At 54.3% G+C, this 17,095-nt stretch carries 15 protein-coding genes; 11 read left to right on the top strand and 4 right to left on the bottom strand.

What is annotated here, in order from left to right:
* Position 1 precedes the first annotated feature (1 nt).
* The gene (locus F8561_RS16225) at positions 2 to 796 is read left to right on the top strand and encodes a metal-dependent hydrolase (protein WP_151887707.1); all 795 of its coding nucleotides are present in this window, start codon (positions 2 to 4) and stop codon (positions 794 to 796) included.
* Between the two features lie 297 nt (positions 797 to 1,093).
* Complete coding sequence (ptsG, locus tag F8561_RS16220; RefSeq protein WP_014169582.1) at positions 1,094 to 2,527, top strand: PTS glucose transporter subunit IIBC; 1,434 nt, start codon at positions 1,094 to 1,096, stop codon at positions 2,525 to 2,527.
* 57 nt (positions 2,528 to 2,584) lie between these two features.
* On the opposite strand, the gene fhuE is transcribed toward ptsG, so the two are convergent.
* Positions 2,585 to 4,774, bottom strand: coding sequence for a ferric-rhodotorulic acid/ferric-coprogen receptor FhuE (fhuE, locus tag F8561_RS16215; RefSeq protein WP_151887706.1), 2,190 nt, complete (start codon positions 4,772 to 4,774; stop codon positions 2,585 to 2,587).
* Positions 4,775 to 5,124: 350 nt separating this feature from the next.
* Between fhuE and hinT the strand changes: the two genes are divergently transcribed.
* The 8 genes from hinT to F8561_RS16175 all read left to right on the top strand — a co-directional run bounded on the left by hinT (position 5,125) and on the right by F8561_RS16175 (position 11,212).
* On the top strand, positions 5,125 to 5,484 hold the full coding sequence (gene hinT, locus F8561_RS16210) for a purine nucleoside phosphoramidase (RefSeq protein WP_014169584.1): 360 nt from the start codon (positions 5,125 to 5,127) through the stop codon (positions 5,482 to 5,484).
* 1 nt (position 5,485) lies between these two features.
* Positions 5,486 to 5,860 carry a YcfL family protein gene (locus F8561_RS16205; RefSeq protein WP_014169585.1) on the top strand — a complete coding sequence of 125 codons (375 nt, stop codon included), beginning with the start codon at positions 5,486 to 5,488 and terminating at the stop codon, positions 5,858 to 5,860.
* A 10-nt stretch (positions 5,861 to 5,870) separates the two neighbouring features.
* Complete coding sequence (gene lpoB, locus F8561_RS16200; protein WP_014169586.1) at positions 5,871 to 6,518, top strand: penicillin-binding protein activator LpoB; 648 nt, start codon at positions 5,871 to 5,873, stop codon at positions 6,516 to 6,518.
* Complete coding sequence (gene thiK, locus F8561_RS16195; protein WP_151887705.1) at positions 6,499 to 7,323, top strand: thiamine kinase; 825 nt, start codon at positions 6,499 to 6,501, stop codon at positions 7,321 to 7,323. The genes lpoB and thiK overlap by 20 nt, the downstream gene beginning before the upstream one ends.
* An 11-nt stretch (positions 7,324 to 7,334) precedes the next feature.
* Positions 7,335 to 8,360, top strand: coding sequence for a beta-N-acetylhexosaminidase (nagZ, locus tag F8561_RS16190; RefSeq protein ID WP_151887704.1), 1,026 nt, complete (start codon positions 7,335 to 7,337; stop codon positions 8,358 to 8,360).
* A 34-nt stretch (positions 8,361 to 8,394) separates the two neighbouring features.
* The gene (ycfP, locus tag F8561_RS16185; RefSeq protein ID WP_013097106.1) at positions 8,395 to 8,937 is read left to right on the top strand and encodes an alpha/beta hydrolase YcfP; all 543 of its coding nucleotides are present in this window, start codon (positions 8,395 to 8,397) and stop codon (positions 8,935 to 8,937) included.
* A 238-nt stretch (positions 8,938 to 9,175) separates the two neighbouring features.
* On the top strand, positions 9,176 to 10,480 hold the full coding sequence (locus F8561_RS16180) for an NAD(P)/FAD-dependent oxidoreductase (protein ID WP_025204449.1): 1,305 nt from the start codon (positions 9,176 to 9,178) through the stop codon (positions 10,478 to 10,480).
* A gap of 192 nt (positions 10,481 to 10,672) precedes the next feature.
* Positions 10,673 to 11,212 (top strand): glycine zipper 2TM domain-containing protein, encoded by a 540-nt coding sequence (locus F8561_RS16175; RefSeq protein WP_008500779.1) that lies wholly within the window; start codon positions 10,673 to 10,675, stop codon positions 11,210 to 11,212.
* Between the two features lie 59 nt (positions 11,213 to 11,271).
* On the opposite strand, the gene comR is transcribed toward F8561_RS16175, so the two are convergent.
* On the bottom strand, positions 11,272 to 11,907 hold the full coding sequence (gene comR / locus F8561_RS16170; protein ID WP_014169591.1) for a TetR family copper-responsive transcriptional repressor ComR: 636 nt from the start codon (positions 11,905 to 11,907) through the stop codon (positions 11,272 to 11,274).
* A gap of 244 nt (positions 11,908 to 12,151) precedes the next feature.
* Here comR and bhsA point away from each other — a divergent pair, with 244 nt between their 5' ends.
* Positions 12,152 to 12,409, top strand: a complete 258-nt coding sequence (bhsA, locus tag F8561_RS16165; RefSeq protein ID WP_013097102.1) for a multiple stress resistance protein BhsA — start codon at positions 12,152 to 12,154, stop codon at positions 12,407 to 12,409.
* Positions 12,410 to 12,488: 79 nt separating this feature from the next.
* Here bhsA and ldtC read toward each other — a convergent pair whose 3' ends face one another.
* Both ldtC and mfd read right to left on the bottom strand, forming a co-directional pair.
* Positions 12,489 to 13,454 (bottom strand): L,D-transpeptidase LdtC, encoded by a 966-nt coding sequence (gene ldtC, locus F8561_RS16160; RefSeq protein ID WP_151887703.1) that lies wholly within the window; start codon positions 13,452 to 13,454, stop codon positions 12,489 to 12,491.
* A gap of 149 nt (positions 13,455 to 13,603) precedes the next feature.
* Complete coding sequence (gene mfd, locus F8561_RS16155; RefSeq protein ID WP_113656783.1) at positions 13,604 to 17,050, bottom strand: transcription-repair coupling factor; 3,447 nt, start codon at positions 17,048 to 17,050, stop codon at positions 13,604 to 13,606.
* Between the last annotated feature and the right edge of the window lie 45 nt (positions 17,051 to 17,095).

Here is a 17,095-nt window from a genome sequence, read left to right as displayed (position 1 = left end):
TATGTTTTTAGTCGACTCACACTGCCATCTTGATGGCCTGGATTATCAATCCCTGCATAAAAACGTGGACGACGTGCTGGCCAAAGCCGCTGCCCGTGATGTGAAGTTTTGCCTTGCCGTGGCGACAACGCTACCGGGGTATCGCGCCATGCGTGAGCTGGTGGGCGAGCGCGAGAACGTTGTTTTCTCCTGTGGCGTGCATCCGCTCAATCAGGATGAAGAGTATGACGTTGAGGAACTGCGCCGGCTGGCCGCAGAAGAGGGCGTCGTGGCGATGGGGGAAACCGGGCTGGATTACTACTACACGCCGGAAACGAAACCGCGCCAGCAAGCGTCGTTCCGCCATCATATTCGCACTGGTCGCGAGCTCAACAAGCCAGTGATTGTCCATACCCGTGATGCGCGCGCCGATACGTTGGCGATCCTGAAGGAAGAAAAGGTGACGGATTGCGGTGGCGTACTACACTGTTTCACAGAAGACAGAGAAACAGCGGGTAAACTGCTTGATTTAGGGTTTTATATCTCGTTTTCGGGGATCGTGACGTTCCGTAACGCTGAGCAACTCCGCGAGGCTGCACGCTATGTTCCGCTCGATCGCATCCTCGTGGAAACAGACTCTCCGTATCTGGCACCGGTGCCGCATCGCGGTAAAGAAAATCAGCCAGCCATGACGAGAGACGTAGCCGAGTACATGGCCGTGCTTAAAGGCGTCAGCATTGAAGAGCTGGCCCGCGTCACGACGGACAACTTCTCTACGCTGTTCCATATCGACCCCGCCCGCCTGCAATCTGTTTGATACGCCTGTTTTTTTTAGGCTCGTAATTAATACATAAAACGAGTAAAGTTCACCGCCTCATTTGGGGCGGTGAAGGTGTATTTAGACACATCCAGAAACGCTTTTTGTAAATAACTGAAAGTTTTTCGACCGTCTTAAGCTGAAACGTGATAGCCGTCAAACAAACTCAGAGGGAATTATTTTACTCTGTGTAATAAATAAAGGGCGCTTAGATGTCCTGTCCACGGCACGGTACTCCCCCCGGGCCAATGCGTGAAAGCGTAAAAAAAGCACAAATACTCAGGAGCACTCTCAATTATGTTTAAGAATGCATTTGCTAACCTGCAAAAGGTCGGTAAATCGCTGATGCTGCCAGTATCCGTACTGCCTATCGCAGGTATCCTGCTGGGTGTCGGTTCTGCTAACTTCAGCTGGCTGCCAGCCGTAGTTTCCCACGTGATGGCCGAAGCAGGCGGTTCCGTCTTTGCTAACATGCCTCTGATCTTCGCTATCGGTGTGGCGCTGGGCTTCACCAATAACGACGGCGTTTCTGCGCTGGCTGCAGTTGTTGCCTACGGCATCATGGTGAAAACCATGGCAGTGGTTGCGCCACTGGTTCTGCATTTACCGGCAGAAGAGATCGCTGCGAAACACCTGGCAGACACCGGTGTTCTGGGCGGTATCATCTCCGGTGCGATTGCAGCGTACATGTTCAACCGCTTCTATCGCATCAAGCTGCCTGAGTATCTGGGCTTCTTCGCGGGCAAGCGTTTTGTTCCGATTATTTCTGGTCTGGCAGCGATTTTCACTGGCGTGATCCTGTCCTTCATCTGGCCACCAATCGGTTCCGCTATCCAGACCTTCTCTCAGTGGGCTGCTTATCAGAACCCGGTTGTGGCGTTTGGTATCTACGGCTTCATCGAGCGTTGCCTGGTACCATTTGGTCTGCACCACATCTGGAACGTTCCATTCCAGATGCAGATTGGTGAATTCACCAACGCAGCAGGTCAGGTATTCCACGGTGATATCCCACGTTACATGGCGGGTGACCCAACTGCAGGTAAACTGTCTGGTGGCTTCCTGTTCAAAATGTACGGTCTGCCGGCAGCGGCAATTGCTATCTGGCACTCTGCTAAACCAGAGAACCGTGCAAAAGTGGGCGGTATCATGATCTCCGCAGCGTTGACCTCGTTCCTGACCGGTATCACCGAGCCGATCGAGTTCTCCTTCATGTTCGTTGCGCCGATCCTGTACATCATTCACGCGGTTCTGGCGGGTCTGGCGTTCCCAATCTGTATCCTGCTGGGTATGCGTGACGGTACGTCCTTCTCTCACGGCCTGATCGACTTCATCGTTCTGTCCGGTAACAGCAGCAAACTGTGGCTGTTCCCAATCGTTGGTGCGTGCTATGCCGTTGTTTACTACACCATCTTCCGCGTGCTGATCAAAGCACTGGACCTGAAAACACCAGGTCGTGAAGATGCGTCAGAAGACAGCAAAGCCACCGCGACAAGCGAAATGGCTCCGGCTCTGGTTGCCGCATTCGGCGGGAAAGAGAACATCACTAACCTGGACGCGTGCATCACTCGTCTGCGTGTTAGCGTTGCCGACGTCGCGAAAGTAGACCAGCCGGGTCTGAAAAAACTGGGTGCAGCAGGGGTTGTTGTTGCTGGTTCGGGCGTTCAGGCAATCTTCGGGACTAAATCCGATAACCTGAAAACCGAAATGGATGAGTACATCCGCAACAGCTAAGCTGTGACCTGGGGAGACTAAGGCAGCCGAATGGCTGCCTTTTTTATGGGTAGAAACTTAAAAAGAGTAATTCGCGCTGACGGAGACGTTCAGCGGCGCGCCATAGACAACGTATGACCCGACGTAGTCGTAGTATTTTTTATCAAACAGGTTGTTAACGTTGGCCTGCAAGGCCAGATCCCTGGTGACCTGATAACGGCTGAAGAGATTCACCAGCGCATAGCTGCCCTGTTCTGCACGGGACTGGCCTGCCGGGCCACCCTCTACATCCGTCCACACTTTATTCTGCCAGTTCACCCCGCCGCCCACCGCCAGTTCTGGCAGCATAGGCAGTTGATAACGGGTAAACAGCTTCATGGTCGTGCGTGGCTGATCGGAACTGACGGCATTCCCGCGCTTATCTTCTGCAATAAACCGTGTCGCCCCGAAGGTTAACTGCCAGTTGTCGGTCAGTGCACCGTTTAGCTCAAATTCAATCCCTTTGCTGACCACGCCATCCAGTGATTCATAAATAGATTCACCGCTCGGCATATAGGTGTAGGTATTGCGCGCCACGTTATCCTGTTCAATACGGAAAACGGCCAGTGAGGTGGTCAGGCGGGTGTTGAACCAGTCCGCTTTCACCCCCGTTTCGTAGCTTTTCCCGGTCGTAGGGTCGAGGTAACGGCCGCTCGCGTCACGCTTGTCCTGTGGCTGGAAAATAGAGGTGTAGCTGACATAGGTCGACCAGTCTTCATTGATGTCATAAACCAGTCCTGCATAAGGCGTTACGTCATCTTTGGAACTTTCCAGACGGGTATCCGGGGAGCCTGCCGGGTTATAGCGAATGTTATAGTTGGTGTAACGCGCGCCAAGGATCAGGTGCAGCGGGTCGGCCAGCGAGAATCGGGCCGAGGTATACGCCGATGACTGGCGAATGTCGTCCTGGCTATAGAGCTTCCACGGTGTCCACTGCGGGTCGGCGATAGTGCCATTCCAGTTTTTAAAATTACCCACATCCACCATACCGTATAACGCATCCGGCATGCTGTTATCGTAATGGTTACGCTGGCGGCTGAAGCTCCCGCCAAACATCATCTCATGCTGACGACCAAAAAGGCTGAAATCGCCACGCAGGAAGGCGTCGATGGCATCCTGCTTACGTTCACCGCGGTTCCAGCCGCCGTAGCCGACCATGCCCGCCCCGGTCTCTTTATCCGGATAGCCGGACATATACATCAGTTTGCTGTCGAAATGGGTTTCCGCATGCATGCCGTTGATGTGCGCTTCCCAGCCGTTGTCAAAACGTTGGGTCAGGTTGGCAAAGATACGGGTGTTGTCTTTATCCGAGTAAGCCCAGTCAGGCGCAACGGTCTGGCTGCGGTCGTAATGGGTTTTGCTTCCGTCGCTATACCAGGTTGGCAGCCCGCCCCAGGTGGGATCGGCGGTGTGGCTTTCCTGGTATTCATAGCCTACGGAGAGGGTCGTGCTGTCGGTGACGTCGGCATCCACCACGCCATAGAGGAATTTTTTACGGTAGTGGTAGTTATCCACAGCGCTGTCGTTGTCCTGGTAACCGGTGATCAGACGACCGCGCACCTTGCCGGATTCTACCAGCGGGGCCTGTAAATCCAGCACATAGCGCTGCTTGTCCCAGCTGCCGTAGCTGGCGGAGACGTTCCCTTTGAATACGTTACTGTCTGCGTGCTTGCGTACCATATTGACGTAGGCGGATGGGTTACCGGTGCCGGACATCAGCCCGGTAGCGCCGCGAACCACCTCTATACGGTCATAAATGGCGGTGTCGGCGGCGGTGTCGCCAAAGTTCCATACTTCGCTGATGGAGGTCGGCAGGTCATCGAACGCATAGTTACTGACGAAGAATCCGCGTGAGTAAAATACGGTGCGGTCGCTGTCCTGTACCTGGGCCGTTACGCCGGTGGTGTTGGTTAACACCTGGCCGACTGACTGCAGGTTCTGATCTGCCATGCGCTGCTGGCTAATCACGCTGACGGACTGGGGGATATCGCGGGGAACAAGTAACAGTTTGGTCCCGGTGGTGGTGGTTTTTACGCTGTAGTCCTGATCCTGTCCGCTGGAGGGATCTTGTACGTTATCAAAGCCACCCTCCACAACTACCGTATCTTCGGTCGTGGAGGCGGCAAAACTGACGGTTGGCATCAATGCCATAGCAATACAGGCTGTCAGCAACGAAGGTGTTGCGACAGGCTGGCGTTGCCCATCCCTGGTATGAGTAATGAAAGACATCATCAAACCCTTAATGAATGGTGAAGGTGGTCTGCATCAGTCCCGCGTGTGCGGGCTAATGTCGTTTTCTATGTTGAAAATGCGCATGAAAATGCAAATGCGAAATATACGCATTGAGATTAACGGTGTAAACAGATGTGTCAAAAGGAACTGAAATAATGTTTCAGGCGATCGCGACGCGTCAGCGCTCACTCTCCAGGCAGCTGGAGGACATTCAGGAAAGAAATCGGTGGAGAAGGTTGAAAGGACAGGAGAATCTCGCTCATACTCTTGTGTTGTGTCACACAGTAATACTGAGAATGTGTTAATGGCGGCGCACTACGCCAGATTAAACAAAAAAGGAAAAGGTCATGGCTGAAGAAACGATTTTTAGTAAAATTATCCGCCGCGAAATCCCTTCGGATATCGTTTATCAGGATGAGCTGGTGACGGCTTTCCGGGACATTTCTCCTCAGGCTCCGACACATATCCTTATTATTCCTAATATTCTGATTCCGACCGTAAACGACGTAAAAACCGAGCATGAAGTAGCGTTAGGTCGTATGCTGACAGTGGCCGCAAAAATTGCTGAGCAGGAAGGGATTGCTGATGACGGTTACCGTCTCATCATGAACTGTAATCGCCACGGTGGTCAGGAAGTTTATCATATTCACATGCATCTGCTGGGTGGACGTCCTCTGGGGCCGATGCTGGCACATAAAGGTCTTTGACATGCTTAAAGGGCGTATTGCAGCGCTGGTAATGACGATGTTGATCGTAGGGTGCAGCACGCGTCCGGCGATCCCCGTCAGCGATGAACAGACGCTGGTGATGGAATCCTCCGTACTTGCTGCGGGCATCACGGCGCAACAACCTGCGTTGTCGATCAGTGAAATCAACTCTTCTGCTTCCTCTACGCTCTTTAATGAAAGACAAGAACCAGTGACGGTGCACTACCGTTTTTTCTGGTATGACGTACGAGGTCTTGAAATGCATCCGCTGGAAGCGCCGCGCAGCGTCACTATTCCGGCAAGATCGTCGGTAACGCTCTATGGCAGCGCCAACTATCTGGGTGCACATAAGGTGAGACTTTATCTTTATCTGTAAGGGGTGAACCTTGATTAAAAATTTGAGCCGTTATGCGCTCGTGACTGCTTTCGCTCTGTTCCTCGCAGGGTGTGTGACCCGAACTGAAGAGCCTGCGCCTGTGGAAGAGGCCAAACCGGGTACCGAGCAGCCGACACAGCCAACGCAGCCGCCGCCAACCGTACCGACTGTGCCGTCTATTCCGTCGCAGCCTGGTCCAATTGAACATCCGGATCAGACATCGCAGCCTGCGCCGCGCGTTCGTCATTATGACTGGAACGGTGCGATGCAACCGATGGTCGGCAAAATGCTGCAGGCTCAGGGTGTGACCGCGGGCAGCGTATTGCTGGTTGATAGCGTGAATAACCGTACCAACGGTTCGCTGAACGCAGGCGAAGCGACAGAAACCCTGCGCAATGCCCTGGCCAATAACGGTAAGTTTACGCTGGTCTCGGCACAGCAGCTCGCGGTAGCCAAGCAGCAGTTGGGCCTGTCACCGCAGGACAGCCTCGGTTCACGCAGCAAGGCGATTGGGATTGCCCGTAACGTCGGTGCGCAGTATGTGCTTTATTCCAGTGCCACCGGTAACGTGAACACGCCAGCCCTGCAGATGCAGCTGATGCTGGTTCAGACAGGCGAGATTATCTGGTCAGGTAAAGGTGCCGTTACGCAACTCTGACTGTACGCGTGAAGAGATCCTGACGCGTTATTTTCCACAGTATCGCCTTATCGCGCCGCAGGCCCCTTCCGGGCTTGGCGGCGCGAGTTGCATTATAGAGCAGGGCGAGCAACGTCTGGTATTGCGGCAGAATCACGATCCCTTAGCGTCATCATCCCATTTCCGCCGTCAGTTTCGGGCACTGAAACGCCTTCCGGCGGATCTGGTGCCAAAGCCCCGTTTTTACCGCCAGGGCTGGATGGCCGTGGAGTATCTGGCAGGGGAGATCGGCTACACGCTACCGGAAACGGCAGTGCTTGCGGCTATGCTCTGTCATCTGCACCGGCAACCGCGTCTGGGATGGCGGGTGACGCTGCTGCCGTTGCTTGAACAGTACTGGCAGCAGGCTTCAGCCGACAGGCGAACCCCCTTCTGGCTGGCACAGCTAAAACGGCTGCGTAAAACGGGCGAACCGCAGCCGCTTCGGCTCTCGCCGCTGCATATGGATGTTCATGCCGGAAATATTGTTCATACGTCTCTCGGTGCGAGGCTTATCGACTGGGAGTATGCCGGTGACGGAGACGTGGCGCTGGAGCTGGCGGCCGTCTGGTCGGAAGATGATACTGCGCGACAGCGGCTCATCACCGACTACGCCCGGATAGCGCACATGAATGCCGACGCCCTGAGGCGTCAGGTGAGACGCTGGCGACCGTGGGTAGTCATGCTGATGGCTGGCTGGTTTGAAATGCGCTTTCAGCAATCCCGAGACAAACAATTTATTGCGCTGGCAGATGATGCCTGGCGTCAGTTACAAACTAAAGGATAAGAGAGGTTGGTGTGGGTCCAGTCATGTTGGATGTAGAAGGGTTTGAACTGGATGCGGAGGAGCGTGAAATACTGGCGCACCCGCTGGTGGGAGGCTTGATCCTGTTCACCCGCAACTATCACGATCCGGCGCAGCTGCGAGAACTGGTGCGCCAGATCCGTGCTGCATCGCGCAATCATCTGGTGGTGGCCGTCGATCAGGAAGGCGGACGCGTACAGCGTTTCCGCGAAGGCTTTACTCGCCTGCCTGCCGCCCAATCTTTTGCGGCATTACTGGGCACGGAAGAGGGGGGCAAACTGGCGCAAGAGGCCGGCTGGCTGATGGCCAGCGAGATGATTGCCATGGATATCGACATCAGTTTTGCGCCGGTTCTGGACGTGGGGCATATCAGCGCCGCCATTGGCGAACGCTCATACCATGAAGATCCGCGTATTGCGCTGGCGATAGCGAGCTGTTTCATTGACGGTATGCACGACGCGGGAATGAAAGCCACCGGGAAACATTTCCCGGGACACGGTGCGGTGACCGCCGACTCGCACAAAGAGACGCCGCGCGATCCGCGTCCGGAAGCTGACATTCGTGCCAAAGATATGTCGGTGTTCCGCTCCCTGATTACCGATAACAAGCTGGACGCCATCATGCCAGCACACGTGATTTACAGCGACGTCGACCCGCGTCCTGCAAGCGGGTCCGCGCACTGGCTGAAAACCGTTTTGCGTCAGGAGCTGGGGTTTAATGGCGTGATTTTCTCAGACGATTTGTCGATGGAAGGGGCGGCGATTATGGGCAGCTACGCGGAGCGCGGTCAGGCGTCGCTGGACGCAGGTTGCGATATGATCCTCGTCTGCAATAATCGTAAAGGTGCCGTCAGCGTGCTGGATAACCTGTCGCCGATCAATGCACAGCGTGTTACACAATTGTATCATAAAGGTTCATTTAGCCGTCAGGAGCTGATGGACTCGGCGCGCTGGAAGACGGTCAACGCGCAGCTTGAAGCCCTGAATGAACGCTGGCAGGCACATAAAGCCAGCCTGTAAATCCTCCCGGAAGGCGTAGCGTGGTGAGAAGACAATGATCATCTATTTACACGGTTTTGACTCAAACAGTCCTGGTAATCATGAGAAGGTCCTGCAGCTGCAGTTTATCGATCCGGATGTCCGGCTGATCAGTTACAGCACACGCCATCCAAAGCATGATATGCAGCACCTGCTCAAAGAGGTGGACAAGATGTTGCAGCTCAACATCGATGACCGTCCACTGATTTGTGGCGTGGGATTAGGTGGCTACTGGGCAGAGCGGATTGGATTCCTGTGCGATATCCGCCAGGTGGTGTTCAATCCTAATCTTTTCCCGAATGAGAACATGGAAGGTAAAATTGACCGCCCTGAAGAGTATGTCGATATTGCCACCAAGTGCGTCAGTAATTTTCGGGAGAAAAACCGCGACCGTTGTCTGGTGATCCTGTCGCGTAATGATGAAGCCCTTAACAGCCACCGGGCGGCTGAGCTGCTGCATCATTACTATGAAATTGTCTGGGATGAAGAACAGACCCACAAATTCAAGAACATCTCCCCGCATTTGCAGCGGATCAAAGCCTTCAAAACCCTGGGCTAAGCCACTGCGTACGACCTGCCAGGCCCGGCCGCGAAAGCGCGCCGGGCTTTCTTTTTGTCCAGAATTGTCTACTTTTAAGCCATCAAAACTTGATGCATATCAATTTTGGTATGACCAATGCGCCTGTCGTGGTATTCTCAATGCACCTGAATGGTTTCAGTGCTGTAACCTGTTGTTAATTAAGGGTTATTTTTATAACTTTTAATTAACAATTGGTTAATAATTTGAGGGGGTCACGTTGACTACGCCATTGAAAAAGATAGTGATTGTCGGCGGTGGTGCTGGCGGGCTGGAGCTGGCTACACAGTTAGGCAAGAAGCTCGGTCGCGGCAAAAAAGCCAAAATTACGCTGGTGGATCGTAACCATAGCCATCTGTGGAAACCGCTGTTGCACGAAGTGGCGACCGGTTCACTGGATGAGGGCGTGGACGCGCTGAGCTATCTGGCACATGCGCGCAATCACCATTTCCAGTTCCAGCTGGGCTCCGTGGTGGATATCAATCGTGAGAGCAAAACCATTACCCTGGCAGAGCTGCGCGATGAAAAAGGGGAACTGCTGGTTCCTGAGCGCAAACTGCCGTATGACACGCTGGTCATGGCGCTGGGCAGTACCTCCAATGACTTCAACACACCAGGTGTAAAAGAGCACTGTATCTTCCTCGATAACCCACATCAGGCACGTCGTTTCCACCAGGAAATGCTGAACCTGTTCCTGAAGTACACCAGCAATATGGGTGCGAACGGGAAGGTTAATATCGCGATTGTTGGTGGGGGGGCGACGGGCGTCGAGCTTTCTGCTGAGCTGCACAACGCGGTGAAACAGCTGCACAGCTACGGTTATAAAGGCTTAACCAATGACGCGCTGAACGTGACGCTGGTTGAAGCGGGTGAACGTATTCTGCCGGCGCTGCCCCCGCGCATTTCCGGTGCGGCGCATAATGAACTGACCAAGCTGGGCGTGCGGGTTCTGACCCAAACCATGGTGACCAGCGCGGACGACGGCGGCCTGCACACCAAAGATGGCGAGTACATCAAAGCAGACCTGATGGTCTGGGCTGCTGGCATCAAAGCGCCTGATTTTATGAAAGAGATTGGCGGGCTGGAAACGAACCGTATTAACCAGCTGGTGACCGAGCCGACCCTGCAAACCACACGTGATCCGGACATTTTCGCCATCGGCGACTGTGCTTCCTGCGCGCGTCCGGAGGGCGGTTTTGTGCCTCCGCGTGCTCAGGCAGCGCACCAGATGGCAAGCCTGGTACTGCACAATATTCTGGCGCAGTACAAAGGTAAGCCGATGAAAGCCTATGTCTATAAAGACCATGGTTCTCTGGTATCGCTCTCGAACTTCTCTACTGTCGGCAGCCTGATGGGTAACCTGATGCGCGGCTCTATGATGGTGGAAGGGCGTATTGCACGCTTTGTCTATATCTCGCTCTATCGTATGCACCAGATTGCCCTGCACGGTTACTTCAAAACCGGGCTGATGATGCTGGTGGGACGAATCAACCGCGTTATTCGACCACGCCTGAAGCTGCACTAATATTCTCTCCCTCCGGGGCCTCCGGAGGGAATTTTTAGCATATCATGCTGCTCAACGTACATTGAGTGCTTAAGAGTTCTCCTAAACACGATATATCTCTCCTCCACGTCCACTTTTTGATCCTTTGTCTTATTGGCGAAGCGCGACCTGCATTGCAAAATTGTTACCAATAGCAACAAAGGAGGAAGTCCCGTGAATAAATCAATGTTGGCGGGTATAGGGATTGGCGTCGCTGCTGCGTTAGGTGTGGCTGCCGTTGCCAGTCTCAACGTACTGGATCGCGGCCCACAATACGCACAGGTCGTGTCTGCTACCCCGATTAAAGAAACCGTGAAAACGCCTCGTCAGGAGTGCCGTAACGTCTCCGTGACCCATCGCCGTCCGGTACAGGATGAAAACCGTATCGCCGGTTCAGTACTGGGTGCGGTTGCCGGTGGTGTGATTGGCCATCAGTTTGGTGGTGGTCGTGGTAAAGATGTGGCGACCGTGGTCGGCGCGCTGGGCGGCGGCTATGCCGGTAACCAGGTGCAGGGCGCTATGCAGGATAACGACACGTACACGACGACTCAGCAGCGCTGCAAAACCGTCTATGACAAGTCGGAGAAAATGCTGGGTTACGACGTGACGTACAAAATTGGCGATCAGCAGGGCAAGATCCGCATGGATAAAGACCCGGGCACTCAAATTCCGCTGGATGGAAACGGCCAGCTGGTACTGAATAACAAAGTGTAAAAAAGATGTTCTCTGAACTTAGCTCCTCAAGCGCTCAGGCTGAGGAGCTTTTTTTTGCGTCAGATTTTGAGCAGTTCAGGCCACAGTTTCAGCGTGGTCGCGGTAATTGTTTGCAGTTTTTCCAGCGTAGCCCCTTCACGGGCGCTTATCGACATACCCTGCAAAATACAGTTCAGGTATTGCGCCAGCATCTGTGGATTGCAATGCGCAGGAATTTCACCTCGTTGTTGGCGCTGAGACAGGAACGCGCTTAGCGTCTCTTCCTGCATGGCATGGCGCGATTTCACCGTGTTGGCAATCTCTTTTGAGGAGGCCGCAAGGGTGGCAGAGGTGTTAATCATAAAGCAGCCCGCAGGGGTATCTTTACTGGTGAAGCAGGTCGCGACGGTGGTGAAGTAGTCCCGTAGCGCCTGTTCTACGCTTTTCTCTTCACAAAACAGCTGGGCTTCGTGTTTCGCCGCAAAGCGCGAAATGTATCTGTCCAGCACTGCCCTGAACAGCCCCTCTTTATTGGTGAATTCAGCATACAGCGTGGGTGCTTTGGCACCGGTAGCTTCCACCAGATCGGAAAGCGAGGTCGCTTCATACCCATGTTGCCAGAAGAGAGTCATGGCCTTATCAAGCGCTGCATCCCTGTCGAACACTTTTGGTCGGCCACGGCTTTTCTTCGCGCAACTCGTCACGTCGGTTGTCATTTGCCGTTGGTCCTCTGTTGGTTTGTTGAATAATCATTATAAAAATAATCGCGGGTGACCACCAGCACTGATGAGAGAAAAATAAATTAATCATATGGGTATGAAAAATAACGAATTTAAAATTTAATTAATGTTCGTTATAAAAAGATGTTGACGCGTGAGCTGGATCACATTTATTATTTACCTATCGATCGTTAACTAAATGGCTAACGACCTCCAAATCATCTGCCCAAAGGTAAAAATCATGAAAAACGTAAAAACCCTCATCGCTGCTGCTGTTCTGAGTTCACTTTCTTTTGCAAGCTTCGCTGCGGTTGAAGTGCAATCAACCCCTGCTGATCAGCATAAAGTCGGGACTATCTCTGCTTCTGCCGGGACTAACCTGGGCTCACTGGAAGATCAGCTGGCGCAGAAAGCTGACGAGATGGGTGCAAAATCTTTCCGCATCACCTCAGTGACCGGTCCTAACACCCTGCACGGCACCGCTGTTATCTACAAATAAGCCGGGCTAAACCCTCATTTATGCCACTGCGATGCCACTGTAAAAAAGCCCTGCTCAGCAGGGCTTTTTTTATTGGGGATCACATCGACTGCTGGGTGACATCCTGATGCCGGGTGACATCGGTGGGCATCCCGGAACGCGCCTCCATCGCACGCTCCATCACGATGCCATCCGTGCGGGCATTCGTTTTAAAGCTCACCATCGCGGCATTCAGATTAATTGGCAGTGTCTGCGGATCGTCGCCAATGTTTTTCGATAACGGCTGGTGAATTTCAACCAGTCTTACGCCACCCGGCTCCTCAGAAACCTTAATGGGCGTATTAATAATATTCACTCGGGTACCAGGCGTGATCACGCTATAGAGCGTCTTGATATCATCATCGCGCAGACGAATACAGCCGGAACTGACGCGCATCCCGATACCGAAATCCGCATTTGTTCCATGCAGAAGGTAAACGCCACCATAGGCCGCAAGACGGATCGCGTGGTGACCCATCGGATTCTCCGGACCCGCTGGCACCACAGCCGGTAAATCAATTCCCTGTGCTTTATAGCGAGCACGAATATTAGCCGTTGGCGTCCAGGTTGGGTTGGCACGTTTATCCGATACGGTGGTGACCATTGTTGGTGTCAGCGTGTCGCCGCCCAGCTGGCCAATACCGATTGGATAAACGGTGACTTCATTTTTACCCGGTGGGTAATAGTAAAGACGCAGCTCGGCAAGGTTTATCACGATCCCTTCGCGCGCGACATCCGGGAGAAGGGTCTGCAACGGGATGGTCAGGACGCTGCCAGCGCGTGGCACATAGGGGTCGACGCCAGGGTTAGCCTGCAGCAGAGCCAGAAAGCCTACGTTATATTTTTTGGCAATCGCTTCGAGCGATCCCCCATTATTTTCAACCACATGAAAACGGTTTTCGCCCACGACCTTGCTGCCAGCAGGGGGAAGAGGCCAGGTATTTGCGCGTGCAGGAAGCGCAACAGCGACCGTTGCTGCCAGCGCAAACACGGTTATCCAGCGGGTAAAACGCGAAGAGTTCATCATCACCATAATCCATATAAATAATAAGGTTATTGTTTTATAAGGCGTTAACGATAATTATGGCGAATGGGTATGTCGGGAAATCCAGGTGAAGTGCAAAGAGTTTGTAAATTGTCCCCCCGTAAGCATTGCGCCAACGGGGGGAAGGGGAATTATGCGACAGCGTTCTCTTCCAGCTGACGCATAAAGTGACGAACCCACTCCATCCGGTTTTTACGATCCGTCAGCTCCTGCGTAAATTTCAGACGCGTTGGACCATCCAGACGGAAATGCTGCGGCTGTTTCTGGAGCAGACCGATTAGCCACATCGGATTAACGTGATTCTTCTCGGCAAATTCAATCACGCCACCTTTTTCATTGCCTTCGAGTTTACGAATGCCCAGCTTCTGTGCCTGCTGGCGCAGCCTCGCAATATCCAGCAGGTTTCTCGCGGCATCCGGCAACAGGCCAAAGCGATCGATCAGCTCTACCTTAATTTCATCCAGTTCGTTCTCATTTTTCGCACTGGCGATACGTTTGTAGAACGACAGACGTGTGTTCACATCCGGAATAAAATCATCCGGCAGCAGGGAAGGCATGCGCAGTTCCACCTCAGTCTGCTGGCTGGTCAGATCTTCCAGCGATGGCTCACGTCCGGCCTTCAGGGCATCGACTGCATTTTCCAGCAGCTCCATATAGAGCGAGAAGCCGATGGTTTCCATCGAGCCGCTCTGGTCTTCGCCCAGAAGTTCACCTGCACCGCGGATCTCAAGGTCGTGTGTCGCCAGCGCGAAGCCCGCGCCCAGATCTTCCAGCGATGCGATAGCCTCCAGACGTTTTTGCGCATCGGTAGTCATCGCTTTCGGATGCGGGGTCAGCAGCCAGGCGTAGGCCTGATGGTGCGAGCGGCCAACGCGGCCACGCAGCTGGTGAAGCTGCGCCAGTCCAAAGTGATCCGCGCGCTCAATAATGATGGTATTGGCCGTCGGAATATCGATCCCGGTCTCAATGATGGTGGTACACACCAAGACGTTAAAGCGCTGGTGGTGGAAATCGTTCATCACCCGCTCCAGCTCGCGCTCGCGCATTTGACCGTGACCGATAGCGATGCGCGCTTCCGGCACCAGTTCTGCCAGCCTGTCCGCCGCTTTCTGGATATTTTCCACGTCGTTGTAGAGATAATAGACCTGACCCCCGCGCAGTACTTCACGCAGAATAGCCTCGCGGACGACCAGGTTGTCGTACTCACGAACAAAGGTTTTTACCGCCAGACGACGTGCCGGCGGCGTGGCGATAATCGACAGGTCGCGCATGCCGCTCATCGCCATATTCAGCGTTCGCGGAATCGGTGTGGCGGTGAGGGTGAGGATATCGACGTCGGCACGCATCGCTTTAATACGCTCTTTATGACGGACCCCGAAGCGGTGTTCTTCATCGACGATCAACAGCCCCAGATCTTTCCACTTCACATCACTCTGCAGCAGCTTGTGGGTGCCGATCAGAATATCGATCTTACCCTCGCTGGCCTGTTCCAGAATCTGCGTCTGCTCTTTGGTACTGCGAAAACGTGACAGCATCTCAATACGAACCGGCCAGTTGGCGAAACGGTCACGGAAGTTGTCAAAATGCTGCTGGGCGAGCAGGGTGGTAGGCACCAGCACCGCGACCTGTTTGTTGTTTTCTACCGCGAGGAAGGCGGCGCGCATCGCCACTTCGGTTTTGCCGAAGCCGACATCGCCGCAAACCAGCCTGTCCATCGCCAGCGGCTGGCACATGTCGCTCAGCACAGCATTAATGGCCTGAGCCTGATCCGGCGTGGTTTCAAACGGGAAGCTATCGCAGAACATCTGGTACTGTTGTTTATCATGCCTGAAGGCAAAGCCTTCTTTGGCCGCGCGTTGGGCGTAGATATCCAGCAGTTCTGCCGCCACATCACGCACTTTTTCCGCGGCTTTCTGCCGCGCGCGCGCCCAGGCGTCGCCGCCCAGTTTATGTAATGGCGCATGATCTTCTGCACCGCCGGCATAGCGGCTGATGAGATGCAGGGAAGAGACCGGCACATAGAGTTTGGCGTCATTGGCGTAGGTCAGCATCAGGTATTCGCCCTTGATGCCACCGGCTTCCAGCGTCGTCATGCCCTGATAACGGCCAACCCCGTGCTCGAGGTGAACAATCGGCTGGCCGGGGTGCAGTTCGGCGAGGTTACGGATCAACGTGTCCGGATTAATGGTGCGACGGCTGTCCTGACGGCGGCGCGCCACGCGTTCCCCCAGCAGGTCGCTTTCGCAAATCAGCGCCAGATTGTTGAGGGTATCCACAAACCCGTGCTCGGCGGAGCCAATCATCAGATAACGGCCATTATCGGTGGCTTCACTCAGGCGCAAAATACGTTTCGGCGCAATTTTGATCCGCCCCAGCAGTTCACCCAGCGCTTCCCGACGGCCTTCACTTTCAACGGAAAACACGACCGGCCCGGTAAAGGACTCGAGGAACTTGCGCAGATTATCCAGCGGCGACTTCTGCTGCGCCTGAACGGATAAATCCGGTAGCGTGCGGAAGGCGAGGTTGGTATTGGCGGCCTTGTCGGCGAGCGAATCGGTTTTGAGCTGCATACGCGGCCAGCGTTTGAGCTCGGCGTTCAGCTCATCAGTGCGCAGCCACAGCACTTCCGGTGGCAACAGCGGACGCATCGGGTCCACGCCCCGGTTTTCAAAGCGGGCGCGGGTTTCGCTCTCAAAACGGCTGGCGCTGGCGTCGATATCACCGGTGTTAACAATCAGCGTATTGGCCGGGAAATAGCTGAACAGCGCGGGCAGAGGCTCGTTAAAAAACAGCGGCTGCCAGTATTCAATACCCGCCGGCAGCGTCCCTTTGCTGACCTGCTGATAGATATGTTCGGCATCGCGTTTGACGTCGAATCTGTCGCGCCACTGGCTGCGGAACAGCTCGATTGCGGTTTTGTCGGTCGGGAACTCATGTGCGGGCAGTAAATTGATGGAGTCCACTTCTTCCAGCGTGCGCTGCGTGTCGGCGTCGAACACGCGCAGGCTGTCGATTTCATCATCGAAGAAATCCAGACGATACGGCTGGTCGCTGCCCATCGGGTAAAGATCGAGCAGTGCACCACGCGTGGCATATTCCCCGTGCTCCATCACCTGATCGACATGGCGATAACCGGCGCTGTCGAGCTGCGCGCGCAGGGCGTCCCGGGACAGGCGCTGGCCTTTTTTCATCACCAGCGCATGGCCATGAAGATAGCTGTGCGGACAGACGCGCTGCATCAGGGTGTTTACGGGGACGATCAGCACGCCGCGCTGCATCGTCGGTAACTGATACAGGGTCGACAGACGAGAGGAGATGATCTCCTGGTGCGGCGAGAAACTGTCATACGGCAGCGTTTCCCAGTCGGCCAGACTGAACACCAGATTGTCAGTGAACTGGCGGATTTCATCATGCAGACGCAGGGCATTTTGCATATCCGGGGCAACCAGTACCACCGGACCCGGGTGTCGCTCAGCGATTTCTGCCACCAGCGTGGCGCACGCCGCGCCAGTAAGTTCGCCCAGCTGGCGCTGATCGCCCGCTTTGACAGGCAAGGAATATCGATAGTGTTCAGGCATGGCTATGTCAGAGTCTCTTGGGGATATACCAACAGTATTGGGGCA

Source organism: Enterobacter sp. 198, from assembly GCF_009025585.1.
Classification (GTDB): Bacteria; Pseudomonadota; Gammaproteobacteria; order Enterobacterales; family Enterobacteriaceae; genus Enterobacter; species Enterobacter ludwigii.
This window is presented reverse-complemented; position numbering and strand designations above follow the sequence as displayed.

Excerpts from the sequence above, each read along its gene's own strand:
- F8561_RS16205 (WP_014169585.1), top strand. The coding sequence starts at position 5,486 with ATGCTTAAAGGGCGTATTGCAGCGCTGGTAATGACGATGTTGATCGTA.
- ycfP (WP_013097106.1), top strand. The coding sequence starts at position 8,395 with ATGATCATCTATTTACACGGTTTTGACTCAAACAGTCCTGGTAATCAT.
- ldtC (WP_151887703.1), bottom strand. The coding sequence starts at position 13,454 with ATGATGAACTCTTCGCGTTTTACCCGCTGGATAACCGTGTTTGCGCTG.
- F8561_RS16225 (WP_151887707.1), top strand. The coding sequence starts at position 2 with ATGTTTTTAGTCGACTCACACTGCCATCTTGATGGCCTGGATTATCAA.
- hinT (WP_014169584.1), top strand. The coding sequence starts at position 5,125 with ATGGCTGAAGAAACGATTTTTAGTAAAATTATCCGCCGCGAAATCCCT.
- fhuE (WP_151887706.1), bottom strand. The coding sequence starts at position 4,774 with ATGTCTTTCATTACTCATACCAGGGATGGGCAACGCCAGCCTGTCGCA.
- bhsA (WP_013097102.1), top strand. The coding sequence starts at position 12,152 with ATGAAAAACGTAAAAACCCTCATCGCTGCTGCTGTTCTGAGTTCACTT.
- comR (WP_014169591.1), bottom strand. The coding sequence starts at position 11,907 with ATGACAACCGACGTGACGAGTTGCGCGAAGAAAAGCCGTGGCCGACCA.
- ptsG (WP_014169582.1), top strand. The coding sequence starts at position 1,094 with ATGTTTAAGAATGCATTTGCTAACCTGCAAAAGGTCGGTAAATCGCTG.
- mfd (WP_113656783.1), bottom strand. The coding sequence starts at position 17,050 with ATGCCTGAACACTATCGATATTCCTTGCCTGTCAAAGCGGGCGATCAG.